Origin of the sequence: Streptomyces sp. NPDC053431 (assembly GCF_044544925.1) — a bacterium.
Classification (GTDB): domain Bacteria; phylum Actinomycetota; class Actinomycetes; order Streptomycetales; family Streptomycetaceae; genus Streptomyces.
In genome coordinates, this window is sequence record NZ_JBITXX010000007.1 from 16,059 (window position 1) to 38,508 (window position 22,450).

Annotated in this window: 22 protein-coding genes; 13 read left to right on the forward strand and 9 right to left on the reverse strand. The window is 71.0% G+C overall.

Annotated elements, in window-relative coordinates:
• Positions 1-3: 3 nt before the first annotated feature.
• Positions 4-1,419 carry a family 2B encapsulin nanocompartment shell protein gene (locus tag ACIGXE_RS18385; protein ID WP_399748548.1) on the reverse strand — a complete coding sequence of 472 codons (1,416 nt, stop codon included), beginning with the start codon at positions 1,417-1,419 and terminating at the stop codon, positions 4-6.
• 254 nt (positions 1,420-1,673) lie between these two features.
• On the opposite strand from ACIGXE_RS18385, the gene ACIGXE_RS18390 reads away from it, so the two are divergent.
• Both ACIGXE_RS18390 and ACIGXE_RS18395 read left to right on the forward strand, forming a co-directional pair.
• On the forward strand, positions 1,674-2,264 hold the full coding sequence (locus ACIGXE_RS18390; protein ID WP_399748550.1) for an N-acetylmuramoyl-L-alanine amidase: 591 nt from the start codon (positions 1,674-1,676) through the stop codon (positions 2,262-2,264).
• Positions 2,265-2,371: 107 nt separating this feature from the next.
• On the forward strand, positions 2,372-3,298 hold the full coding sequence (locus ACIGXE_RS18395) for a 1-aminocyclopropane-1-carboxylate deaminase/D-cysteine desulfhydrase (RefSeq protein ID WP_399748552.1): 927 nt from the start codon (positions 2,372-2,374) through the stop codon (positions 3,296-3,298).
• On the opposite strand, the gene ACIGXE_RS18400 is transcribed toward ACIGXE_RS18395, so the two are convergent.
• Positions 3,277-4,872 (reverse strand): Na+/H+ antiporter, encoded by a 1,596-nt coding sequence (locus tag ACIGXE_RS18400; protein ID WP_399748554.1) that lies wholly within the window; start codon positions 4,870-4,872, stop codon positions 3,277-3,279. The two genes, ACIGXE_RS18395 and ACIGXE_RS18400, sit on opposite strands and share 22 nt — an antisense overlap.
• Before the next feature lie 56 nt (positions 4,873-4,928).
• On the opposite strand from ACIGXE_RS18400, the gene ACIGXE_RS18405 reads away from it, so the two are divergent.
• The 3 genes from ACIGXE_RS18405 to ACIGXE_RS18415 all read left to right on the forward strand — a co-directional run bounded on the left by ACIGXE_RS18405 (position 4,929) and on the right by ACIGXE_RS18415 (position 6,820).
• On the forward strand, positions 4,929-5,189 hold the full coding sequence (locus ACIGXE_RS18405) for a UBP-type zinc finger domain-containing protein (protein ID WP_399748556.1): 261 nt from the start codon (positions 4,929-4,931) through the stop codon (positions 5,187-5,189).
• A gap of 237 nt (positions 5,190-5,426) precedes the next feature.
• Positions 5,427-5,840: an anti-sigma regulatory factor gene (locus tag ACIGXE_RS18410; RefSeq protein WP_399748558.1), complete on the forward strand. Its 414-nt coding sequence runs from the start codon at positions 5,427-5,429 to the stop codon at positions 5,838-5,840.
• Positions 5,837-6,820, forward strand: a complete 984-nt coding sequence (locus ACIGXE_RS18415) for an RNA polymerase sigma factor SigF (RefSeq protein WP_399748560.1) — start codon at positions 5,837-5,839, stop codon at positions 6,818-6,820. The genes ACIGXE_RS18410 and ACIGXE_RS18415 overlap by 4 nt, the downstream gene beginning before the upstream one ends.
• 204 nt (positions 6,821-7,024) lie before the next feature.
• On the opposite strand, the gene ACIGXE_RS18420 is transcribed toward ACIGXE_RS18415, so the two are convergent.
• Entirely contained in the window at positions 7,025-7,474 is a 450-nt protein-coding gene (locus ACIGXE_RS18420; protein WP_399748562.1) for a hypothetical protein, read from the reverse strand.
• Between the two features lie 143 nt (positions 7,475-7,617).
• On the opposite strand from ACIGXE_RS18420, the gene ACIGXE_RS18425 reads away from it, so the two are divergent.
• The gene (locus ACIGXE_RS18425) at positions 7,618-8,586 is read left to right on the forward strand and encodes a diacylglycerol/lipid kinase family protein (RefSeq protein ID WP_399748564.1); all 969 of its coding nucleotides are present in this window, start codon (positions 7,618-7,620) and stop codon (positions 8,584-8,586) included.
• Positions 8,587-8,905: 319 nt separating this feature from the next.
• Positions 8,906-9,163 (forward strand): WhiB family transcriptional regulator, encoded by a 258-nt coding sequence (locus ACIGXE_RS18430; RefSeq protein WP_003953983.1) that lies wholly within the window; start codon positions 8,906-8,908, stop codon positions 9,161-9,163.
• Positions 9,164-9,455: 292 nt separating this feature from the next.
• Here the strand turns inward: ACIGXE_RS18430 and ACIGXE_RS18435 are convergent, their stop codons facing one another.
• Together ACIGXE_RS18435 and ACIGXE_RS18440 are read right to left on the reverse strand one after the other, a co-directional pair.
• Positions 9,456-10,922: a sensor histidine kinase gene (locus ACIGXE_RS18435; RefSeq protein WP_399749085.1), complete on the reverse strand. Its 1,467-nt coding sequence runs from the start codon at positions 10,920-10,922 to the stop codon at positions 9,456-9,458.
• A gap of 401 nt (positions 10,923-11,323) precedes the next feature.
• The gene (locus ACIGXE_RS18440) at positions 11,324-11,923 is read right to left on the reverse strand and encodes a TetR/AcrR family transcriptional regulator (RefSeq protein WP_399748566.1); all 600 of its coding nucleotides are present in this window, start codon (positions 11,921-11,923) and stop codon (positions 11,324-11,326) included.
• Positions 11,924-12,008: 85 nt separating this feature from the next.
• Between ACIGXE_RS18440 and ACIGXE_RS18445 the strand changes: the two genes are divergently transcribed.
• Both ACIGXE_RS18445 and nagB read left to right on the forward strand, forming a co-directional pair.
• Positions 12,009-12,761, forward strand: a complete 753-nt coding sequence (locus ACIGXE_RS18445) for an SDR family oxidoreductase (RefSeq protein WP_399748568.1) — start codon at positions 12,009-12,011, stop codon at positions 12,759-12,761.
• 336 nt (positions 12,762-13,097) lie between these two features.
• Positions 13,098-13,883, forward strand: coding sequence for a glucosamine-6-phosphate deaminase (gene nagB, locus ACIGXE_RS18450; protein ID WP_399748570.1), 786 nt, complete (start codon positions 13,098-13,100; stop codon positions 13,881-13,883).
• Between the two features lie 139 nt (positions 13,884-14,022).
• On the opposite strand, the gene ACIGXE_RS18455 is transcribed toward nagB, so the two are convergent.
• From ACIGXE_RS18455 to ACIGXE_RS18470, 4 genes are all read right to left on the reverse strand, one after another.
• On the reverse strand, positions 14,023-15,543 hold the full coding sequence (locus ACIGXE_RS18455) for a glycoside hydrolase family 3 protein (protein ID WP_399748572.1): 1,521 nt from the start codon (positions 15,541-15,543) through the stop codon (positions 14,023-14,025).
• 10 nt (positions 15,544-15,553) lie between these two features.
• On the reverse strand, positions 15,554-16,417 hold the full coding sequence (locus tag ACIGXE_RS18460; RefSeq protein WP_399748575.1) for a carbohydrate ABC transporter permease: 864 nt from the start codon (positions 16,415-16,417) through the stop codon (positions 15,554-15,556).
• Entirely contained in the window at positions 16,414-17,406 is a 993-nt protein-coding gene (locus tag ACIGXE_RS18465; RefSeq protein ID WP_399748577.1) for a carbohydrate ABC transporter permease, read from the reverse strand. The genes ACIGXE_RS18460 and ACIGXE_RS18465 overlap by 4 nt, the downstream gene beginning before the upstream one ends.
• A 76-nt stretch (positions 17,407-17,482) precedes the next feature.
• A complete protein-coding gene (locus tag ACIGXE_RS18470) occupies positions 17,483-18,766 on the reverse strand; it encodes an extracellular solute-binding protein (protein WP_399748579.1) in 1,284 nt (427 codons plus the stop codon).
• 292 nt (positions 18,767-19,058) lie between these two features.
• Here ACIGXE_RS18470 and ACIGXE_RS18475 point away from each other — a divergent pair, with 292 nt between their 5' ends.
• From ACIGXE_RS18475 to ACIGXE_RS18490, 4 genes are all read left to right on the forward strand, one after another.
• A complete protein-coding gene (locus ACIGXE_RS18475; protein WP_399749087.1) occupies positions 19,059-19,823 on the forward strand; it encodes a GntR family transcriptional regulator in 765 nt (254 codons plus the stop codon).
• Between the two features lie 109 nt (positions 19,824-19,932).
• Positions 19,933-20,187 carry a DUF3311 domain-containing protein gene (locus tag ACIGXE_RS18480; protein WP_399748581.1) on the forward strand — a complete coding sequence of 85 codons (255 nt, stop codon included), beginning with the start codon at positions 19,933-19,935 and terminating at the stop codon, positions 20,185-20,187.
• Positions 20,184-21,806 (forward strand): monocarboxylate uptake permease MctP, encoded by a 1,623-nt coding sequence (gene mctP / locus ACIGXE_RS18485; protein WP_399748583.1) that lies wholly within the window; start codon positions 20,184-20,186, stop codon positions 21,804-21,806. Before ACIGXE_RS18480 ends, mctP begins: the two co-directional genes overlap by 4 nt.
• Positions 21,807-21,931: 125 nt before the next feature.
• Positions 21,932-22,450: a GNAT family N-acetyltransferase gene (locus ACIGXE_RS18490; RefSeq protein ID WP_399748585.1), complete on the forward strand. Its 519-nt coding sequence runs from the start codon at positions 21,932-21,934 to the stop codon at positions 22,448-22,450.

The window sequence follows — 22,450 nt, forward strand, 5'->3', positions numbered from 1 at the left end:
GGCTCAGCGCCAGCGGCTGACCTCCACGTTCTCCAGAACGCCGAGGGCGTCCGGGACGAGGACGGCCGCCGAGTAGTAGGCCGTGACCAGGTAGGAGATGAGGGCCTTCTCGTCGATGCCCATGAAGCGGCAGGACACGCTGGGCTCGATCTCGTCCGGGAGGCCGGTCTGGTGCAGACCGATCACGCCCTGGTCCTTCTCGCCCGTGCGCATGCAGATGATCGAGGTGGTGCGGGCGTCGGAGACCGGGATCTTGTTGCACGGGTAGATCGGGACCCCGCGCCAGGTCATGATCCGGGTGCCGTCGACGTCGATCGTCTCGGCGACGAGGCCCCGCTTGTTGAGCTCGCGGCCGAAGGCGGCGATGGCGCGCGGGTGCGCCAGGAACATCTTGGAGCCGCGCCGGCGGGACAGCAGCTCGTCCATGTCGTCCGGGCCGGGCACGCCGTCGTGGGGCTGGAGGCGCTGCCCGTAGTCGCAGTTGGAGAGGAGCCCGAACTCCTTGTTATTGACGAGCTCGTGCTCCTGACGCTCGCGCAGCGCCTCGACCGTGAGCCGCAACTGCTGCTCGGTCTGGTTCATGGGCTGGTTGTAGAGGTCGGCCACACGCGTGTGGACCTTGAGCACCGTCTGGGCGACGCTCAGCTCGTACTCGCGCGGGGAGGCGTCGTAGTCCACGTACGTGTGCGGGACCAGGGCCTCGCCGACATGGCCCGCGGAGAGGTCGATGGCGGCCTCGCCGTACTTGTTGGTGCGCTGGTGCGGCAGCGCGGCGGCCTCGGCGAGGTGCCCGGCGAGCGAGCCGGCCCGCTCCGCGAGGTTGAGCACGTCGGCCCGGGTGAGCTCCAGGACGGTGCAGGCGGTGGCGGCGCGGGCGGTCCACTCCCAGGTGGCGTCGGCGCCGAGGAGGGCGGCGTCGCCGAAGTGGGCACCGTCGGCCAGGACGCCGAGGACGGTCTCGTCCCCGTACGGCCCCTCGCCGATCTGCTCGACCTTTCCGTGGGCGAGGAGGTGGACCCGGTCGGTGGACTCGCCACGGGTGGCGATGACCTCGCCCGCGGCGTAGGCGCGCTGGCGGCAGCGGGCGGCCAGCTCGGTGAGGGCGTCCTCGTCGTCGTACCCGCGCAGGGCGGGGAGCTCGCCGAGCTCGGCGGGGATGACGGTGACGCGCTCGCCGGTCTGCACGAAGGTGACGCGGCCGTCCCCCACGGAGTAGCTGAGCCTCCGGTTCACCCGGTACGTACCGCCCTGGACCTGCACCCACGGCAGCGCGCGCAGCAGCCAGCGGGAGGTGATCTCCTGCATCTGCGGGGCCGACTTGGTGGTGGTCGCCAGGTTCCGCGCGGCGGCGGTGCCGAGACTCTGCTGCGGTGCGGCCTGACCCGCGCGGACCTCGTCGCCAACCGAACCAACGGACATGGAACTCCCTCTCGTACGACAAACCTGCGAGAGGAAGCCTTTCAGCACGGAGCGTGGTCGCGCCATTACACAAACGAGTGGGAGTTGACGGTGTTCCACGAGGGCACGGCGCACGATTTCCACTCGAACAGCCCAGGGCCCTGTCCGGATCGGCTCGCACACGGTCCGAACGGATGGCACCGGAGCGCTTCCCTCCGGTACTTCCGAAGCAGAGCAAGGAACCGCCGCGCTCTCCTGCCCGAAAGGAGTCGGCCATGGCCCCACCCATGTCCGCGAGCCGCTTCCTCCACGCCCTCCGCGACGAGGGTCTGACGGTCGTCGAGGTCGGCGACTGGCGCACCCACAACCGCAACCACAAGGGCCCCTGGGGCCCCGTGCACGGCGTGATGATCCACCACACCGTCACCCGTGGCACCAGCAACACCGTACGTATCTGCCGGGACGGTCACTCGTCCCTGCCGGGGCCGCTGTGCCACGGCGTGATCGCCAAGGACGGCACCGTCCACCTGGTCGGCTACGGCAGGGCCAACCACGCGGGCCTCGGCGACGACGAGGTGCTGCGGGCGGTCATCGCCGAACAGCGCCTGCCGCGCGACGACGAGGCCACCACGGACGGCAACCGGCACTTCTACGGCTTCGAGTGCGAGAACCTCGGCAACGGCGAGGACCCCTGGCCGAAGGTCCAGCTGGAGGCCATCGCCAAGGCCGCGGCGGCGCTCTGCCGGGTGCACGGCTGGACCCAGCGCTCGGTGATCGGCCACCTGGAGTGGCAACCGGGAAAGGTGGACCCGCGCGGCTTCTCCATGGCGTCGATGCGCGAGCGGATCGCCGACCGGCTCCGCTGACCGCCGCCGTCCCCACGGCACGGTCCCGCCTCCCCCCACCGGCCCCGGCCACCGGCCCGCCCCCACCGTCCGCCACCACCCCCTCCTCCACCGGCGACAATGTCCGGGTGAACGCGTTCGATCCCGCCCGCCTGCGGCCCCGGCTCCCCTCCCCGCTGGAGCCGGTCGAGGACGAGCGCTTCGCCCGGCACGGCCTGACGCTGCTGCTCAAGCGCGACGACCTGATCCACCCCGACCTGCCGGGCAACAAGTGGCGCAAGCTCGCGCTCAATCTGCGGGCCGCCGCCGGCCGCCCGGTGCTCACCTTCGGCGGCGCGTACTCCAACCACCTGCGGGCGACCGCCGCCGCCGGCCGGCTCCTCGGCTTCGCCACGATCGGCGTGGTGCGCGGCGACGAGCTGGCCGGCCGCCCGCTCAACCCCTCGCTCGCGCGCTGCGCGGCGGACGGCATGCGCCTGGTGTTCGCGGACCGCGCCACGTACCGCGCGAAGCACGAGCCCGGGGCCATGGCCCGGCTCCTGGCGCTCGCCGGGGCCCCCGAGGGCGTCTACGTCGTCCCGGAGGGCGGCAGCAACGCGCTCGCCGTCGAGGGCTGCGTGGAGCTGGGGCGCGAGCTCCGGGGCGCGGCCGACGTGGCGGCCGTCGCCTGCGGCACGGGCGGCACGCTCGCCGGTCTCGCGGCCGGATTCGACGGCCGGGTGCTGGGCGTCCCGGTTCTCAAGGGCGGCTTCCTGGGCGAGGAGATCGCCGCCCTCCAGGAGGCGGCGTTCGGCGGCCCGCGGGGCGACTGGCGGCTCGACGAGCGCTTCCACGGCGGCGGTTACGCCCGTACGACGCCCGAGCTCGACGCCTTCGCACGGGACTTCGAGGCGCGTCACGGGGCGCGGCGTGGACTCGCCATCGAGCGACTGTATGTGGCCAAAATGCTCCACGGACTGGTGACGCTCGCCGCGGAGGGCGCCTTCCCGGCGGGCACCCGGATCGCGGCGGTGGTCACCGGCGCGCCGGAGCCTCAGCCCGTCTCCTCGCGGTAGGCGGCGGCCTCCTCCAGGTCCAGGCGGCGCAGCAGGGTGCGCATCATCTCGTCGTCGATGCGGCGGGCGTCGCGCAGCTGTACGAAGACCTCGCGCTCGGCGTCGATCATCTCGCGGGCGAGCCGCCGGTAGGTGTCGTCGGCGGTCTCTCCGGTGACCTCGTTGACGGCGCCGAGCCGCTCCCAGACGGCGTTGCGGCGCCGTTCCAGCACCGTACGGAGCCGGTCCGCGAGGGGCGGGGGCAGGGAGTTGCGCGGGTCGGCGAGGAGCGCGTCGAGGCGTTCCTCGGCGGCCCGGGAGGCCTCGCTCTGGGCCTGCGCCTCGGCGAGCGTCTCCTGGTAGCGGTCGCGGCCGGGCAGCTTCAGGATCCGGATGAGCGGCGGCAGGGTGAGGCCCTGGACGACCAGGGTGCCGATGACGGTGGTGAAGGTGAGGAAGAGGACCAGGTTGCGGGCCGGGAACGGGACCCCGTCGGTGACGACGGGGATGGAGAAGGCGATGGCCAGCGAGACGACGCCCCTCATGCCGGCCCAGCCGACGACCAGCGGCGCCCGCCAGTCCACCTCCGGCTCGCGCTCCCGGATGCGGGCGGACATCCAGCGGGGCAGGAAGGTGGCGGGGTAGACCCAGACGAAGCGGACGACGACCACGGCGAGGAAGACCCCGGCCGCGTACCGGGCCGCCTCCCCGATGCCGTACCGGCCGAGCCCCTGGACCACGTACGGCAGCTGGAGGCCGATCAGCGCGAAGACGCCGGACTCCAGGATGAAGGCGACCATCCTCCAGACCGCCTCCTCCTGGAGCCGGGTGGCGAAGTCGACCTTCCAGTTCTTGTGCCCGAGGAAGAGGCCGACCACGACGACGGCGAGCACGCCGGAGGCGCCGACCTCCTCGGCGGCGGCGTAGGCGATGAAGGGAATGAGCAGGGAGAGGGTGTTCTGGAGCAGGGCCTCGTGGAGATGGGTGCGCAGCCAGTGGATGGGCACCATGAGGACCAGTCCGACGCCGATGCCGCCGAGCGCGGCCAGCGCGAACTCCCCCAGACCGCCGGCCCAGCTGATGCCCTCCCCCACGGCGGCGGCGAGGGCGACCTTGTACGCGGTGATGGCCGTGGCGTCGTTCACCAGGGACTCGCCCTGGAGGATGGTGGTGATCCGGTGCGGCAGGCCGAGCCTGCGGGCGATGGCGGTGGCGGCGACCGCGTCGGGCGGGGCGACGACCGCGCCGAGGACGAGCGCGGCGGTCAGCGGCAGGTCGGGCACGAGGACGTAGGCGAGCCAGCCCACGGCGACGGTCGCGAAGAGCACGTAGCCGACGGAGAGCAGGGCGACGGGCCGGATGTTGGCCCGCAGGTCGAGGTACGAGGACTCGACGGCGGCCGTGTAGAGGAGCGGGGGCAGGATCAGCGGCAGCACGATGTGCGGGTCGAGCGTGTAGTCGGGCACCCCTGGCACGTAGGAGGCGGCGAGGCCGACCGCGACCAGGAGCAGCGGCGCCGGCACCGGGGTCCTCCGGGCGAAGCCCGCGATCGCGGCGCTCGCCGCGACCAGCGCCACCAGCTGCAGTGCGTCCATGCCCGATCCCCGTTCGTGCCCTCACGTCACTCGTGCCACAACGTAACCTGGCCATCATGAGCGAGTGCCTGCACGTTGCCGAAATGCCGCGCCCCGAACCGGCGCCGCTGAACGACACCTGCCCCGAGTGCCTGGCCGACGGCACGCACCCCGTCCAGCTGCGGCTCTGTCTCAGCTGCGGGCACGTCGGCTGCTGCGACTCGTCCCTGGGGCGGCACGCGACGGCGCACTTCACGGCCACCGGTCACCCGGTCATGCGGACCTTCGAGCCGAACGAGCGCTGGCGCTGGTGCTTCGTGGACGGTTCGATCGTCTGACGGCTGGGTACGTCACCCCTCCGCGGGTTCTCCGCGGCCGCCGGGCAGCCGGGGTGCGTCCTACGGGTCCGGTCCTCAAGGGGGGCGGTCCTCGGGGCGGTCCGTACGGGCCCCCGGAGACACGGCGGGACGGATCGCGATAGCGTCTCGGCGGACTGCGCAACCGACTGCGTACCGCCTGGTTCGGGAGGTTCCTCCCCGGACCCCGAAAGAGCTTGTGCCACCTTGGAGGTGAGGGTGTCCCAGATCGCAGGCGAGCCCGGGACCCAGGACTTCGTGGAAGTCCGGCTGCCCGCTGCGGGTGCCTACCTGTCCGTGCTGCGTACGGCCACGGCCGGTCTCGCGGCGCGCTTGGACTTCACCCTCGACGAGATCGAGGACCTGCGGATCGCCGTCGACGAGGCGTGCGCGATCCTGCTCCAGCAGGCGGTGCCGGGGTCGGTGCTGAGCTGTGTGTTCCGGCTGGTCGAGGACTCGCTCGACGTGACCGTGTCGGCTCCGACCACGGACGGCCGGGCGCCCGAGCGCGACACCTTCGCCTGGACGGTGCTGTCGGCACTGGCCGGGAAGGTGGAGTCGTCCGTGGCCGACGACCAAACGGTGTCCATCAGCCTGTACAAACAGCGCGGCGCGGGGCCAGGCCCGGCGTGAGGAGCGGGGACGCGACGGCCGGCATCCCTGAGCAGCAGGCCCGGCCGCACCCGGAGACGGATGCCGGAGTCGAGGCCGGGGTCCGGGTCGAGGTCGGGGTCGGAGTCGAGGTCGCTACGGATCACGCGGAGCAGGCGGACCAGATGAGCGAGCAGGAGCAGCAGGAAGCGGTTCCCGAGGTTCCCGAGGGCCCAGCGGCCCACGAGGAGCACGGGAGTCCCGTCCCGCACGACCGGACCGGGGCGCGGGCACTCTTCGTCGAGCTGCGCGGCCTTCCGGAGGGTTCGCCGGAGAAGGCGGCGCTGCGCGACCGGCTGGTGCGGATGCACCTGCCGCTGGTGGAGCACCTGGCCCGGCGCTTCCGCAACCGCGGCGAGCCGCTCGACGACCTGACGCAGGTGGCGACGATCGGCCTGATCAAGTCGGTGGACCGGTTCGACCCGGACCGCGGGGTGGAGTTCTCCACGTACGCGACCCCCACCGTGGTCGGCGAGATCAAGCGCCACTTCCGTGACAAGGGCTGGGCGGTGCGGGTGCCCCGGCGCCTGCAGGAGCTGCGGCTCGCCCTGACGACGGCGACGGCGGAGCTGTCGCAGCAGCACGGGCGCTCCCCGACGGTGCACGAGCTCGCGGAGCGGCTCGGGATCTCCGAGGAGGAGGTCCTGGAGGGGCTGGAGTCGGCGAACGCCTACTCGACGCTCTCCCTGGACGTGCCGGACACGGACGACGAGTCGCCGGCGGTCGCGGACACCCTGGGCGCCGAGGACGAGGCCCTGGAGGGGGTCGAGTACCGCGAGTCGCTCAAGCCGCTCCTGGAGGACCTGCCGCCGCGCGAGAAGCGCATCCTGCTGCTGCGCTTCTTCGGGAACATGACCCAGTCGCAGATCGCGCAGGAGGTGGGCATCTCGCAGATGCACGTCTCCCGGCTGCTGGCGCGCACGCTGGCACAGCTGCGGGAGAAGCTGCTCGTCGAGGAGTGAGCGACGGGCGCTCGTGAAGGGGCCTGGCCGGGGCTGGGGAGCAGCCTGGCCGGGTGCCACGGTGCCGGTGGCTGGTGCCACGGCGCCTGGTGCCACGGGCGCGTGGTGCTGCGGCGGGCGTGGCGCTACGGAAGGTGGCGCTACGGAGGGTGGCGCGCGTGGTGCCACCGGCGAGCGCTCGGAGCGTGCGGCTGGAGCGAGCGGCTACGGAGCGTCCTGGCCGGGCCGCTTGATGCCGAGCGCCTGGGTCGTGGCCGGACTGACCAGCATGACCAGGCCGGTCACGGCCAGGATCGCGAGGGCGATACCGGCCGGGATCAGGACCTCGTCGTGGAGCAGCTGCCAGGCGACGGGCAGCGCCAGGATCTGCATGATGACCGCCGGGCCACGGCTCCACGAGCGCCGCAGCCACAGGCCGCGGGCGGCGACGAGCGGGATGAGCCCGAGGGCGATGAGGGTGACCCCGCCCATGAGGGCCGAGGTGAGGTCGCCCGGCCGGTCGGCGAGGGTGCTCACCAGCAGGTAGAGGCCGCCGGCCGCCAGGGCGAGGCCCTCCACGCCGGCCACGACGGCCGCGGCGGTGAGACGCCCGGGCCGCGGGCCCTGCTCCGTACGCTCCGTCTTGCTCATGTCCGCACTGCTCGCACTGCTCATGCAGGCAGGGTAGCCGGGGCGGCCCGGAGGCGAAGGGCGCGGGCCGGAACGGAGCCGGCCCGCTCCGGCCGGAGGGGCGGCCGGGGACGAGTGAGGACGGACCGGACTGCGCCGGGTACCGCCGGGTAGGTACGCTGGCGACCATGCGCGCGCTTCTCGTGGTCAATCCGGCAGCAACCACCACCAGTGCCCGCACACGTGACGTGCTGATCCACGCGCTGGCCAGCGAGATGAAGCTGGAGGCGGTCACCACCGAGTACCGGGGCCACGCCCGCGACCTGGGGCGCAGGGCCGCCGACTCGGACGACGTCGACCTGGTGGTGGCCCTCGGCGGCGACGGCACGGTCAACGAGGTGGTCAACGGACTGCTGCACGCCGGGCCCGATCCCGACCGGCTGCCGGGTCTCGCGGTGGTGCCGGGCGGCTCCACCAACGTCTTCGCCCGGGCGCTCGGACTGCCGAACGACGCCGTGGAGGCGACCGGGGCGCTGCTGGACGCTCTGCGTGAGCGGCGGACACGGACGGTGAGCCTCGGGCTCGCCTCGGGGACCCCGGGCACGGAGGACGAGGGCGTACCGGAGCGCTGGTTCACCTTCTGTGCCGGATTCGGGTTCGACGCGAGTGTGATCGGCCGGGTCGAACAGCAGCGGGAGCGGGGCAAGCGTTCGACCCACGCGCTCTATCTGCGTCAGGTGGTGCGCCAGTTCCTGGGCGAGCAGAACCGCCGGCACGGGACGATCTCCCTGGAGCGCCCCGGTGAGGATCCTGTGGAGAACCTCGTCCTCTCCATAATCTGCAACACCTCCCCCTGGACCTACCTGGGGAATCGTCCGGTGTACGCGTCGCCCGAGGCCTCCTTCGAGACGGCCCTCGACGTGCTCGGACTGAGCCGGCTGTCCACCCCCGCCGTGGCCCGGTACGCGACCCAGCTGCTCACCTCGACCCCGGAGCGGGGACCGCACGGGAAGCACGCGCTGACGCTGCACGATCTGACCGACTTCACCTTGCATTCGAAGGTGCCGCTCCCCCTCCAGATGGACGGAGACCACCTGGGACTGCGTACGAGCGTGACGTTCACAGGCGTTCGCCGTGCACTGCGTGTGATTGTGTGACCAGAAGGACCGAAAGTCCTTCTACTCGAACGTTTAGGCTGCCCTCCACCCCCTAGAAGTACGGCTGTGACGGAGCCGACACCGAGGAATCAAAAAAAACTTTCCGGAAGGGGTTGTATCCGTTGCTGGGGTTTGGGAGTCTCTTCTTGGCGATCGGGACGGCCCGCAAGACCGGCCTCCACTGAGAGCCAGAACCCCTCCTCTGTAACAAGGACCACACCAGTTCACCTGGCAGTCGGCCCTTCCCTTGCGGGGGGATTCGTGAAAGCGTTCACATTCACAAGCAACTCGCACGTAACACCTGAGAGAGGTAGCAGCCATGGACTGGCGTCACAACGCCGTTTGTCGTGAGGAAGACCCCGAGCTGTTCTTCCCCATCGGCAACACCGGTCCTGCGCTGCTGCAGATCGAGGAAGCCAAGGCCGTCTGCCGCCGCTGCCCCGTCATGGAGCAGTGCCTGCAGTGGGCGCTCGAGTCCGGCCAGGACTCCGGCGTCTGGGGTGGCCTCAGCGAGGACGAGCGCCGCGCGATGAAGCGCCGCGCCGCCCGCAACCGGGCGCGTAACGCGAGCGCCTGAGCCACCTGCACAGCCTGAGGCCCGGCGGCGCGTACACCGCGTACGCATTCACCGCCCCCCGAGCCGCAGCGCGCAGCAGTAACCCACAGCATTCGAGCCCCGGACCGATTCACTTCGGTCCGGGGCTCGCTGCTGTGAACCAGGGTCGTGGACTCATGAACTCGGGTTCGTGAACTCGGGTTCGTGAAGCCAGGTTCATGGAGTCAGGTTCGTGACGTCAGGTTCGTGAACTCACACCGGTGAACTCGCATCGGTGAACTCACACCGCTGACTTCGCCCCGGTGAACTCCCTTTATTTCTGCGGCTGTACGGGAATGTCGAGGACGACCCGCGTGCCGCGCTCCGCGCCCGGCTGCATGTCGAAGCTGCCGCCGAGCTCGCCCTCGACGAGCGTCCGGACGATCTGCAGACCGAGGTTGCCGGCCCGCTGCGGGTCGAAGCCCTCGGGCAGTCCGCGCCCGTCGTCCTTGACCGTGATGAGGAGACGGGCGTCGGCGCGGGGCTCGCCGCGGACGGCGGTGACCTCGACGGTGCCCTGCTCCCCCGGCGCGAAGGCGTGCTCCAGGGCGTTCTGCAGGATCTCGGTGAGGACCATGGAGAGCGGAGTGGCGACCTCCGCGTCCAGGATGCCGAAGCGCCCGTTGCGCCGGCACGACACCTTGCCCGGGGAGATCTCGGCGACCATCGCGATCACCCGGTCGGCGATCTCGTCGAACTCGACCCGCTCGTCCAGATTCTGGGACAGCGTCTCATGGACGATGGCGATCGAACCGACGCGCCGCACGGCCTCGTTCAGCGCCTCGCGCCCGCGGTCGGAGTCCATCCGGCGGGCCTGCAGGCGCAACAGGGCGGCCACGGTCTGGAGGTTGTTCTTCACCCGGTGGTGGATCTCCCGGATGGTGGCGTCCTTGGTGATCAACTCGCGCTCGCGGCGGCGCAGTTCGGTGACGTCCCGGAGCAGCACGAGGGACCCGATCCGGGTGCCCTTGGGCTTGAGCGGGATCGCCCGCAGCTGGATCACTCCGCCGTTGCCCTCGACCTCGAACTCGCGCGGGGCGTAGCCGGAGGCCATCTTGGCCAGGGCCTCGTCCACCGGGCCGCGGGAGGGGGCGAGTTCGGCGGTGATCTGGCCGAGGTCCTGGCCGACGAGGTCGGCGGCCAGGCCGAGGCGGTGGTACGCGGAGAGGGCGTTGGGCGAGGCGTACTGGACGACGCCCTCGGCGTCGAGCCGGATGAGCCCGTCGCCGGCCCGCGGCGAGGAGTCCATGTCGACCTGCTCGCCGGGGAAGGGGAAGGAGCCGGCGGCGATCATCTGCGCCAGGTCGGAGGCGGACTGGAGGTAGGTGAGCTCCAGGCGGGACGGGGTCCGCACGGTGAGCAGGTTGGTGTTGCGCGCGATGACGCCGAGGACGCGGCCCTCACGCCGTACGGGGATGGACTCGACCCGTACGGGGACCTCCTCGCGCCACTCGGGGTCGCCCTCGCGCACGATCCGGCCCTCGTCGAGGGCGGCGTCGAGGAGCGGGCGGCGGCCGCGCGGGACCAGGTGGCCGACCATGTCGTCCTGGTACGAGGTGGGGCCGGTGTTCGGCCGCATCTGGGCGACGGAGACGTACCGGGTGCCGTCCAGGGTGGGGACCCACAGCACGAGGTCGGCGAAGGACAGGTCGGAGAGCAGCTGCCACTCCGACACCAGCATGTGGAGCCAGTCGAGGTCGGACTCGCTCAGAGCGGTGTGCTGGCGTACGAGGTCGTTCATGGAGGGCACGTGAGCGAGCGTACCCGTCGGAATTAACAGGCGGTGAACCTGGATCTCCGGGCGTCCGTGTTGGAGGATGGCCCCGGTACGACCGTGTGCGCATGGATGGACAGACAAGAATGGTCTAGTCCACAATGCCTTTCATAGAAGCCTCCATCCTCCCCGCACAGGAGGATGGACGAGGTACCCGGCGCTCTCTGCCCTGACTGCGCCGAGACCTCCCACACGGCCGAGGGACCGCACACCCCCGGCCGGGCAACTCCGGGCTGCGGTGCCGGACGGGTTGAGGGTCCCGTCGGGCGCCGCGGCCCGCGGGTGCGTCTTCACCGTTTCCCCGGACCCGGATCCCCGGGCCCCGCCCGCATCACCCGACGCCGGGCTCTCCCCGGGCCGGGCACGCGTCACCCCTCCCCGGGCCAGGCCTCCATCGCCGCCTCGGCGAGCCGTTCCAGCTCCTCCCGCGTCGCACCGTCCCTGGCCTGCTGGGACATGCCCATGAGGACGGCCCCGCACAGCCGCGCGAGGGTGGCGGAGTCGGTGGCGGCGGGGAGCTCGCCCGACTCCACGCCCCGGCGGATGAGCCCCTCGATCCGCGCGATGTTGGCGTTCCGCCGGTCGCGCAGGGCGTCGGCGACCTCGGGGGTGGAGCAGTTGACCGCCGCGGAGATCATCAGGCAGCCGGGCGGGTGGGCCGGGTCGGTGTAGTGAGCCGCGGCCTCGATCAGCATCCGGCGGATGCCGCCGCGCGCCGTCGGCTCCTGGGTGAAGGCCTCCGCGCCGAAGGCCCCGTGCGACCGCGCGTACTCCTCCACGACCTCTTCGAACAGCGTCTTCTTGTCGCCGAAGGCCGCGTACAGGCTCGGCGCGCTGATGCCCATGACGCGGGTGAGGTCGGAGACGGAGGTCGTCTCGTACCCGTGCTCCCAGAAGGCCATCGTCGCCTGCTCCAGCGCCGTATGGCGGTCGAAGGAGCGGGGGCGGCCGCGCTGCTTGGTCGTCATGCCGAAATTCTATAGCGAGCACTACGGAACGTGGGGTACGGTTCTTTCTGTAACGACCGCTAGGGAATGCGAGGGGGGCGTCGTCATGGGCGTGCTCAAGGGGAAGACGGCACTGGTCACGGGCGGCAGCCGGGGCATCGGGCGAGGGATCGCCGAGCGCCTGGCGCGCGACGGCGCGCGCGTCGCGGTGCACTACGGGACCAACGAGGCGGCGGCGAAGGAGACGGTCGCGGGGATCGCGGCCGCCGGCGGGGAGGCCTTCGCGATCGGCCAGGAGCTGGGGGTCCCGGGGGACGCGGAGGCACTGTGGAGCGCCTTCGACGCCCACGCGGACGGCCTGGACATCCTGGTGAACAACGCGGGGATCGGCGCGTCGGAGCCGTTCGCCACGATCGGCGAGGAGGAGTACGAGCGGATCTTCGCGGTCAACACCAAGGCTCCGTTCTTCCTGGCACAGCTGGGGGCCGAGCGGCTGCGCGACGGGGGGCGGATCGTGAACGTCTCGACCGGCCTGTCGCACGCGGCGGCGATGCCGGACCTGATCGCCTACGCGATGTCGAAGAGCGCCCTGGACGTGTTCACGCGCTATCTGTCGAAGGTGCTCGGCCCGCGCGGGATCACCGTGAACGCGGTGGCACCGGGCATCGTCGACACGGACATCAACGCGGGCTGGCTGCGGGGGAACGAGGAGGCCCTGGCGGGCGCCGCGGCGATGTCGGCCCTACGGAGGATCGGCACTCCCGAGGACATAGCCGACGTGGTGGCCTTCCTGGCCTCGCACGACGGGCGCTGGGTGACGGGTCAGTGGATCGACGCGACGGGAGGTTCGCTGGACTGAGCCGGGGGTGTCGGGCGGGTTGGGGGGCGAGGGGGTCGAGGTCAGCGGGTGGGCGCGGGGTGACTGCCGGGAGGAGGCGAGGTGCGGGGGCGGGTGCGGCACCCGGAGTGCGGGGACCCGGCGCGGCACCCGGGGTGCGGGACTGGGCGCGGCGCCGAGGGGTGCCGGGTGGGGTTCGAGTGGCTGGGGAGACGGGGGCGGCCGACGATGAGAAGGGCCCGTCCCGCAGGCCGGAACGGCATGGGCGGACGGCCCGCGCTCTGCTAGATTTGAGCCTAGATTGGTCTATACCACCCGGCTCCTCACCAGCCCCTCATTCAGATCGGCAGGCTCAGCGTGGAAGTTGTCATCGTCAAGGACGCCAAGGCGGGCGGAGAGCTCATCGCGGACGGCATCGCCGACCTCCTGCGCCGCAAGCCCGACGCGCTGCTCGGCGTGGCCACCGGATCGACCCCGCTGCCCATCTACGACGCCCTGATCGCCCAGGTCCGGGCGGGCTCCGTGGACGCCTCCCGGGCCCGGATCGCCCAGCTCGACGAGTACGTGGGCCTGCCCGCCGGGCACCCGGAGTCCTACCGCTCCACGGTGCTGCGCCAGGTCGTCGAGCCGCTCGGGCTGTCCGCGGACGCCTTCATGGGCCCGGACGGCTCGGCGGAGGACGTGCAGGCGGCCTGCGAGGCCTACGACGCGGCGCTGGCCGAGGCCGGCGGCGTCGACCTGCAGATCCTCGGCATCGGCACCGACGGGCACATCGGCTTCAACGAGCCGTGCTCCTCGCTCGCCTCGCGCACCCGGATCAAGACGCTCACCGAGCAGACCCGGGTGGACAACGCCCGCTTCTTCGACAACGACATCGACCAGGTGCCGCACCACGTCATCACCCAGGGCATCGGCACCATCCTGGAGGCCCGGCACCTGGTGCTGCTCGCCACCGGCGAGGGCAAGGCCGAGGCCGTGGCGCAGACGGTCGAGGGCCCGGTCGCGGCGCTCGTGCCCGCCTCCGCGCTCCAGCTGCACCCGCACGCGACGGTGGTCGTGGACGAGGCGGCCGCCTCCAAGCTGAAGCTCGCCGACTACTTCCGCCACACCTTCGCGAACAAGCCGGCCTGGCAGGGCATCTAGGGCCCGTCCGGCGGGTCGGGGCCCGGCAGGCCCCGGGCTCCCCGCGCACCCGGGTACGCGAAGGGGCCCGGCGCCTGATGCAGGCGCCGGGCCCCTCTCCCGTACCACCTCGTCCGTCCCCCCGAGCGGAGGCGGCGGCTCAGCGGCCGGCGATGACCTCGGCCGCGGCCCGGCCGCAGACGCGGGCGGCGCCGTGGGTGGCGATGTGCAGGGCCCCACGGGGCTCCGACTCGTTCAGACCCATCTCCACCACCACGGTGTCCGGGCGGGCCGCGAGCAGGGCGTCCAGGGCTCCGGACATCCACGGGTGCCGGTGGGCGTCGCGGACGACGGCGACCACGCGCCGCTCCCCCGCGGCGGCCAGGACGGCGTCCACGGTCGCCTCGGCCCCGAAGGAGCCGGTGGCGGTGCCGGGGAGCAGCCGCTCCAGCTCGGCGGCGATCCCCCACGGGGTCTCGTCGCCGACGGCGAAGTTGACGACCGGGGTGAAGGAGGCCACGTAGGGGGCGCCGGTGACCGGCTCGTACGGGCTCCGGCCCGGGGTGACCTCGAGGGCCCGGCGAGCGGCGACGAGGCCTACGTCGGTGCCGGGCGCGGTCCCCTCCTGTGACGCCGCGCCCGGCCCCGATCCAGCCCCCCTGACCCGGTGCGCCTGGGTCCAGGCCGCCAGGGCGCGCACGCGCGCCGCGGCGTCGGCCAGCCGCTCCTCGGGCAGTTCACCGGTCCGTACCGCGTTCACCAGCGCGTCGCGCAGGCGCAGTACGGTGTCCTCGTCGGCCAGCCCGCCGCCGACGCAGATGGCGTCGGCGCCCGCGGCGATCGCGAGGACGGATCCGCGCTCGATGCCGTACGTCGACGAGATGGCCTGCATCTCCATCCCGTCGGTGACGATCAGGCCCTCGAAGCCCAGCTCCTGGCGCAGCAGACCGGTGAGGATCTGCGGGCTCAGGGTGGCCGGACGGTCGGGGTCGAGCGCGGAGAGCAGGATATGCGCGCTCATCACGGCTTTGGTACCCGCTGCGATGGCGGCGCGGAAAGGTGCCAGCTCACGGGCGTGCAGTGTGGCGAGGTCCACATCGATCCGGGGCAGCGCGTGGTGCGAGTCGACGCTGGTGTCGCCGTGCCCGGGGAAGTGCTTCGTGCACGCGGCGACGCCCACGGACTGCAGGCCGTCGACGTAGGCCACGGTGTGCCGGGCGACCAGCTCGGGGTCGGCGCCGAAGGAGCGGACCCCGATGACCGGGTTGGCGGCGTTGGAGTTGACGTCGGCGGACGGCGCCCAGTTGAGGTCGACCCCGCAGGCGGCGAGCCGACGGCCGAGCTCGCGGGCGACGGCCCGGGTGAGCTCGACGTCGTCGACGCTGCCGAGCGCGTAGTTGCCGGGGAAGGAGGAGCCCTCCTTGACCTCCAGGCGGGTGACGTCACCGCCCTCCTCGTCGATGGCGACCAGGACGTCGTCCCGCTCGGCGCGCAGCTGGGCGGTGAGCGCGGCCAGCTGTTCGGGGGTGACGATGTTGCGCCCGAAGAGGCCGACCGAGGAGAGCCCCTCGCCGATCCGGCGGAGCAGCCAGTCGGGGGCGGTGGTGCCGACGAAACCCGGCTGGAGGACGGTGAGCGCGTCCCGGGTCAGGGTGTCCGTGCCGGTGGTGAGAGTGGTCATGGGGCGGACGTCATCCCTTCACTGCGCCGGCCGTCAGACCCGCGGCCATCTTGCGCTGGACGAGGAGGAAGAGGATCACGATGGGGACGGCCATCATGGTCGAGCCGGCCATCATCGGGGCGTACTCGGTGCCGTTCTTGGTGATGAAGTTGGAGAGCCAGACGGTGGCCGTCTGGTTCTGCTGGCTCATCAGCATCAGGGCGTAGAGGTACTCGTTCCAGGCCTGGATGAAGCCGTAGACCGAGGTGGCGACCATGCCCGGGGCGAGCAGCGGGAAGACGACCCGGAGGAAGGCGCCGGTGGGGGTGCAGCCGTCGACCTGGGCGGCCTCCTCCAGCTCCTTCGGGATGTTGACGATGAAGCCGCGCAGCGTCCACACCGTGAAGGGCAGGATGAAGGTCAGGTAGGTGATGATCAGGCCGCTGAGCTTGTCGTACTGCCCGAGGTCGTTGAGCAGCAGGAAGACCGGGATGATCATGGCGACGAGCGGGACCATCTGGACGGCGAGGATGCCGACGATGACGATCTTCCGGCCGCGGAAGGCGAAGCGGGAGATGGCGAGGGCGGCGAGCAGGCCGACCGCGATGCCGATGACGACCACGACGGACGAGACGAGCAGGCTGCGGGTGACCGGCCCCCAGAAGTCCGCGATGTCCAGGGCACGCTTGAAGTTCTCGAGCGTGAAGGTGGACGGGAAGAAGTGCGGATCGGGGTCGATCGCGTCCTTGGCCGGCTTGAAGGCCGTGTTGAGCATCCAGTAGACCGGGAAGCCGGCGGTGACGAAGACGAGCAGGCCGAGCAGGTTCCAGCCGAGCTTCGACCTGCGCGGGCGGCGCGGGGCGCGGGTGGCCGCGGTGGCCTTGACGGTGCTCATTCGACATCTCCGATCTTGAGCATCTGGCGCATGTAGACCGCCACGACGCCGAGCAGCAGCACGACCGTGACAAGCGCGATCGCGGAGCCGGTGCCGTAGTCGTTGACGACGAACGCCTTGTCGAACGAGTACGTGGTGAGCAGCTGGAACTCGGCCTCGGGGTGCCCGTTGCGCATCACGTAGACCTGCGGGAAGACGCCCATGTCCCAGATCACCGAGAGCGTCGTCAGCATGACGATGACCGGCTTGAGGATGGGCAGGGTGACGTAGCGGAAGACGCCCCAGGCGCCGGCGCCGTCGAGGCGGGCGGCCTCTTCGAGCTCCTTGGGCACCTGGGTGAGGCCGGCGGTCAGGGTGATGACCACGAAGGGCACGGCCCCCCAGACCACCAGGAGCATGATCACGGCTAGGCCCTGGGGGCCGCTGGCGAACCAGTTGTGGCCGATCATGTCGACGCCGGGGAGGCGGCTGAGCAGCCAGTTGAGCACGCCGTAGTCGGCGTCGAAGAGCCACTTGAAGATGGCCGTGGCGACGATGATGGGCATGCCCCAGCTCGCCACGAGCACGATGTTGATCAGCACCTTGACCCAGCCGGAGACGCGCTGGAGGAGCAGGGCGATCAGCATGCCGACGACCATGGTGACGATCACCGCGCCGGCCGCGAAGATCACGGTCCGCAGCACGACCGCCCAGAACTCGCTGTCGCCGAGGATCTTGGTGAAGTTCTCCAGGCCGGCCGACTCGGGCTCCTGGAAGCCCCAGAGCTGCGGCTGGCCGAACTTCTGGAACGAGAGGGTGACCAGGCGGACCAGCGGATAGCCGAGCACCAGCAGGAGCACGAGCAGACATGGCGCGAGGAGCAGCCATGGGATCCCGGCCCCGCCTGTGGGCTTCCCGCCGCGGGGGGCGGGCGTACCGGCTCCGGAGCCGGAGGGTGGCGATTGCCGCACCGGCGGCACCTTCGCGGTGGTTGTGTCTGCGGCACTCATCCCGTGCTCCTCAACGGTCCCTCTCGTGGTACGGGCCGGCAGGGCCCCGTCACGGTGACGGGGCCCTGCCCGAAGGTCACTTGGTGTTGATGACCTTGTCGATCGCGGCGTCGGCGTCCTTGGCCGCCTGCTCGACCGACTTCTTTCCGTTGGCGATCTCGATGAGCATCGTCTTGAGGGTCTGGGCCTTCTCGACCTGGCCCCAGCCGGGGGCGGTCGGGACGAACCAGCTGGACTCGGCCGCGGTCGCCGGGACGGCGGTGGCCGGGTCGTTCTTCAGCGGGGCGAGGTCCGCCTTGTTGTTGGGCAGGTTGCCCTTGGCGACGAGACCCTTCTGGCCCTCGGCGCCGGTGAAGGCGGCGATCCACTCGGCCGCCACGCCCTGCGCCTTGGACTTGACCGGGATGGCCAGGTCGGAGCCGCCGAGGAAGACGGGCAGGTTCTTGCCGGACGGGCCGGGCATCACGAAGTTCTCGAGCTTGTCCTTCAGCCCGCCGACCTTGTCGTTCTTCGGGTCGGCGGAGGTGGCGCCCTCCCAGCCGGCGGCGAAGATCGTCGCGGACTTGCCCTGGCCGAAGACGACGGGACGGTCGGACTCGTCCTTCGTCTTGTCGCCGTGCATGTACTTGTCGACGATGTTCTTGTACTCGGTGAGGCCCTTGATGGACTCGGGCGAGGAGAGGTTCGCCTTCCAGGTCTCGCCGTCCTGCTTGGCGATGGAGCCGCCCTGCTCGTAGACGAAGGACATCGCGGCGTACCAGTCCGGCGACGGCTGGTACCAGGCGCTGAACTTGTCGCCCTTCTTCTTCTGGATGGCGTCGAGCGCGGCGGTCAGCTCGGCCCAGGTCTTCGGGGCGGCCTTGACGCCGGCCTCGGCGGCGATGTCCTTGCGCCAGGTGCCCACGCGGCCACCGGCGTAGTAGGGGACGCCGTAGGTCTTGCCGTTGTAGGTGACGGAGTCCTTGAGGGCGTCCAGCCACTTGTCGGAGTTCTCGAACTTCGACGGGTCGACCTCGGCGAAGGCGCCCTTGGCCATGTAGCTGATCATCTCGGAGTTGCCCATCTCGACAACGTCCGGGGCCTTGTCGGTCGCGAGCACCGCGTCGAGCTTGGTGTTCTTGTCCGGCCAGCCGTAGTACTCGTGCTTGATGGTGATGCCGGGGTGCTTCTTGGTCACCGCGTCGTCGGCGGCCTTGACCAGCTCCGGCCAGTTGTTCTGGGCGTCGACCGTGAGCCAGACGGTGAGCTCCTTGGCGTCGCCGCCGGCCTTCGCCCCGCCCTTGTCGTCGGAGCCACCGCACGCGGCAATGCTGACCATCATGCCCGCGACGCCGATCGCCGCGATGAGCTTGCGCTTCACGCCACCCTCCTCAGGGATGCCTGCTCCCCCCTCCCACTGCGCGAAGACGCCAAGACATACGTCGAGTACTGCTGTGGGGCTGGGACCTGGTCTTTAATGGTGTAGACCAGTACCCGGAGCTTGGCCTAGACCTTTAGGGGTGTCAAGGGTGTATAAGAAGGGCAGTCGGGTCCGTTATCGGACCGACACCTGAGGGAGGGCGACGACCCGTGACCGGTCCGTGCCACCATGTGAGCCGCGACAGACGGAGGAGCCGGTGACGGCAGCAGCACAGGAGTCGGGAAGGCAGGCCATGGCCACGGACGCGGGCAGCACGGAGACAGAGGGCGGCGCAGCCACCCGGACCGCGCGCGTGCCCAAGTACTACCGACTGAAGCGGCACTTGCTCGACATGACGGAGACCCTGCCGCCCGGCACCCCGGTCCCGCCCGAGCGCACCCTCGCCGCCGAGTTCGACACCTCGCGCACCACCGTGCGCCAGGCCCTGCAGGAACTGGTGGTCGAGGGCCGCCTGGAGCGGATCCAGGGCAAGGGCACCTTCGTGGCCAAGCCGAAGGTCTCGCAGGCCCTCCAGCTCACCTCGTACACCGAGGACATGCGGGCCCAGGGCCTGGAGCCCACCTCGCAGCTGCTCGACATCGGGTACGTCACCGCCGACGACACCCTCGCCGGCCTGCTCGACATCTCGCCCGGCGGCCGGGTGCTGCGGATCGAGCGGCTGCGCCTGGCGAGCGGCGAGCCGATGGCCATCGAGACCACCCACCTGTCCGCCAAGCGCTTCCCCGCGCTGCGGCGTTCCCTGGTGAAGTACACCTCGCTCTACACCGCGCTCGCCGAGGTGTACGACGTGCGGCTGGCCGAGGCCGAGGAGACCATCGAGACCTCGCTGGCGACCCCGCGCGAGGCCGGCCTGCTCGGCACGGACGTGGGCCTGCCGATGCTGATGCTCTCCCGGCACTCCTTCGACGAGCAGGGCGAGCCGGTCGAGTGGGTGCGCTCGGTCTACCGCGGCGACCGCTACAAGTTCGTCGCCCGCCTGCAACGCCCCAACGGCTGACACGTTCTTGACACCCCGATCCGTTATACGGACAGGGGTTCCTAACAGCGGGACCGTCCCCTAGATTTCCCCGTCATCACGAGGTGATCAGTGAGGGGACGGTTTCGCCATGTCAGAAGCGACACAAGGGAAACAAGCGGTCATCACGCCGCTGAGAGTGGTCATCGCGCTCTGCCTCTTCGCGCCGTTCGTCGCGATGCTCTGGGTGAGTTCGTACGCGAAGGTGGATCCGATCCTGATCGGCGTCCCGTTCTTCTACTGGTACCAGATGCTCTGGGTGCTGGTCTCCACCGTGCTCACCATGGTCGCGTACAAGCTGTGGCAGCGCGACCAGCGCACCCGCAAGGGGGGTGACGCGCGATGAACGACGGCGTGAACGGCGTCGCACTCGGCGTCTTCGTCTTCTTCTTCCTGGCCGTCACGGTCATGGGCTTCCTGGCCGCGCGCTGGCGCAAGGCCGAGAACGAGCACAGCCTCGACGAATGGGGCCTGGGCGGCCGGTCGTTCGGCACCTGGATCACCTGGTTCCTGCTCGGCGGCGACCTCTACACGGCGTACACCTTCGTCGCCGTCCCGGCGGCCATCTACGCGGCCGGCGCGGCCGGCTTCTTCGCGGTGCCGTACACCATCCTGGTCTACCCGCTGATCTTCACGTTCCTGCCCCGCCTGTGGTCGGTCTCCCACAAGCACGGCTACGTCACCACCTCCGACTTCGTCCGCGGCCGCTTCGGCTCCAAGGGCCTGTCGCTGGCGGTGGCCGTCACCGGCATCCTCGCCACCATGCCGTACATCGCGCTCCAGCTCGTCGGCATCCAGGCCGTGCTGGACGTGATGGGCGTCGGCGGCGGCGAGAACACCAACTGGTTCGTGAAGGACCTGCCGCTGCTCATCGCCTTCGGCGTGCTGGCCGCGTACACCTACTCCTCCGGCCTGCGCGCCCCCGCCCTCATCGCCTTCGTCAAGGACACCCTGATCTACATCGTCATCGCGGTGGCGATCATCTACATCCCGATCAAGCTGGGCGGCTTCGACGAGATCTTCGCCAAGGCGGGCGAGGCCTACCAGACGGTCAACCCGGCCACCGGCAAGCCCAAGGGCGCGCTCGTGCCCGGCGAGGCCGGCCAGTGGACCTACGCCACGCTGGCGCTCGGCTCGGCGCTCGCGCTGTTCATGTACCCGCACTCGATCACCGCGACGCTCTCCTCCAAGAGCCGCGACGTGATCCGCCGCAACACCACGATCCTGCCGCTCTACTCGCTGATGCTGGGCCTGCTCGCCCTGCTCGGCTTCATGGCCATCGCGGCCGGCGTGAAGGTCAAGAACGGCCAGCTCGCCATCCCGCAGCTGTTCGAGAACATGTTCCCGGACTGGTTCGCGGGCGTGGCCTTCGCCGCGATCGGCATCGGCGCGCTGGTGCCCGCCGCGATCATGTCGATCGCCGCGGCCAACCTGTTCACCCGCAACATCTACAAGGACTTCCTGAAGCCCGACGCGACCCCGGCGCAGGAGACCAAGGTCTCCAAGCTGGTCTCGCTGCTGGTGAAGGTCGGCGCCCTCGTCTTCGTCCTCACCATGGACAAGACCGTCGCCATCAACTTCCAGCTGCTCGGCGGGATCTGGATCCTGCAGACCTTCCCGGCCCTCGTCGGCGGTCTGTTCACCCGCTGGATGCACCGCTGGGCGCTGCTCGCGGGCTGGGCCGTCGGCATGGTCTACGGCACGGCCGCCGCGTACGGGGTCGCGAGCCCCACCCAGAAGCACTTCGGCGGCTCCGCGGCCGAGATCCCGGGCATCGGCGAGATCGGCTACATCGGTCTCACCGCCTTCGTGCTCAACGTCCTCGTCACGGTCGTGCTGACCCTCGTCCTGCGGGCCGTCGGCACGCCGGACGGCGTCGACGAGACCTCCCCCGAGGACTACACGGCCGACGCGGGCGACGCGGGTGTCGTCACCGAGCTGCCGAAGGTCGGCACCGGGCACTGATCCTCCGCACCTCCCACCGGACGCCGGGGCCCCTGCGGGGGTCCCGGCGTCCGGGTGTTGCGGACGCGCGAAGTCCGGGAAGACCGGCGTGCGCGCGGGAGGCGCCTCGCGGGAGACTGCGGGGCATGGACTTCATGATCAGAGACGTACGCCCGGAGGAGCACGAGACCCTCGGCGAGATCACCAGCCAGGCCTACCTCGACGACGGGTTCCTGGTCCGCGGCCGGGACGACTGGTACCTGGGCCATCTGCGGAACGTGGCCGGGCGGGCCGAGGTGGCCGACGTGCTCGTGGCGGTGGCCACCGACGACGACGCCGGCACCGTCCTGGGCGGCGTCACCTTCGTCCCGGCCCCCGGGGTGATGGGCGAGCGCGCCAAGCCCGGCGAGACCGAGATCCGGATGCTGGCCGTCGACCGCGCCGCCCGCGGCCGCGGCGTCGGCGAGGCGCTCGTCCGGGCCTGCGTCGAACGGGCGCGGGCCGTCCCGGGCTGTGCGCGGATCGTCCTGTCCACCCAGACCGACATGCGCACGGCGCACCGCATATACGAGCGCCTGGGCTTCCGGCGAGTCCCGGAACGGGACTGGGCCCCCATCCCCGAACGCCCCGAATTCGTCCTGCTCTGCTACGCGCTGGAGTTGTAG

Coding starts and splice junctions, on each gene's coding strand:
- ACIGXE_RS18480 (WP_399748581.1), top strand. CDS start 19,933: ATGTCAGAAGCGACACAAGGGAAACAAGCGGTCATCACGCCGCTGAGA.
- ACIGXE_RS18455 (WP_399748572.1), bottom strand. CDS start 15,543: ATGACCACTCTCACCACCGGCACGGACACCCTGACCCGGGACGCGCTC.
- ACIGXE_RS18465 (WP_399748577.1), bottom strand. CDS start 17,406: ATGAGTGCCGCAGACACAACCACCGCGAAGGTGCCGCCGGTGCGGCAA.
- ACIGXE_RS18475 (WP_399749087.1), top strand. CDS start 19,059: ATGGCCACGGACGCGGGCAGCACGGAGACAGAGGGCGGCGCAGCCACC.
- ACIGXE_RS18400 (WP_399748554.1), bottom strand. CDS start 4,872: ATGGACGCACTGCAGCTGGTGGCGCTGGTCGCGGCGAGCGCCGCGATC.
- ACIGXE_RS18430 (WP_003953983.1), top strand. CDS start 8,906: ATGGACTGGCGTCACAACGCCGTTTGTCGTGAGGAAGACCCCGAGCTG.
- ACIGXE_RS18440 (WP_399748566.1), bottom strand. CDS start 11,923: ATGACGACCAAGCAGCGCGGCCGCCCCCGCTCCTTCGACCGCCATACG.
- ACIGXE_RS18445 (WP_399748568.1), top strand. CDS start 12,009: ATGGGCGTGCTCAAGGGGAAGACGGCACTGGTCACGGGCGGCAGCCGG.
- mctP (WP_399748583.1), top strand. CDS start 20,184: ATGAACGACGGCGTGAACGGCGTCGCACTCGGCGTCTTCGTCTTCTTC.
- ACIGXE_RS18435 (WP_399749085.1), bottom strand. CDS start 10,922: ATGAACGACCTCGTACGCCAGCACACCGCTCTGAGCGAGTCCGACCTC.
- ACIGXE_RS18405 (WP_399748556.1), top strand. CDS start 4,929: ATGAGCGAGTGCCTGCACGTTGCCGAAATGCCGCGCCCCGAACCGGCG.
- ACIGXE_RS18385 (WP_399748548.1), bottom strand. CDS start 1,419: ATGTCCGTTGGTTCGGTTGGCGACGAGGTCCGCGCGGGTCAGGCCGCA.
- ACIGXE_RS18425 (WP_399748564.1), top strand. CDS start 7,618: ATGCGCGCGCTTCTCGTGGTCAATCCGGCAGCAACCACCACCAGTGCC.
- ACIGXE_RS18460 (WP_399748575.1), bottom strand. CDS start 16,417: ATGAGCACCGTCAAGGCCACCGCGGCCACCCGCGCCCCGCGCCGCCCG.
- ACIGXE_RS18390 (WP_399748550.1), top strand. CDS start 1,674: ATGGCCCCACCCATGTCCGCGAGCCGCTTCCTCCACGCCCTCCGCGAC.
- ACIGXE_RS18490 (WP_399748585.1), top strand. CDS start 21,932: ATGGACTTCATGATCAGAGACGTACGCCCGGAGGAGCACGAGACCCTC.
- ACIGXE_RS18420 (WP_399748562.1), bottom strand. CDS start 7,474: ATGAGCAGTGCGAGCAGTGCGGACATGAGCAAGACGGAGCGTACGGAG.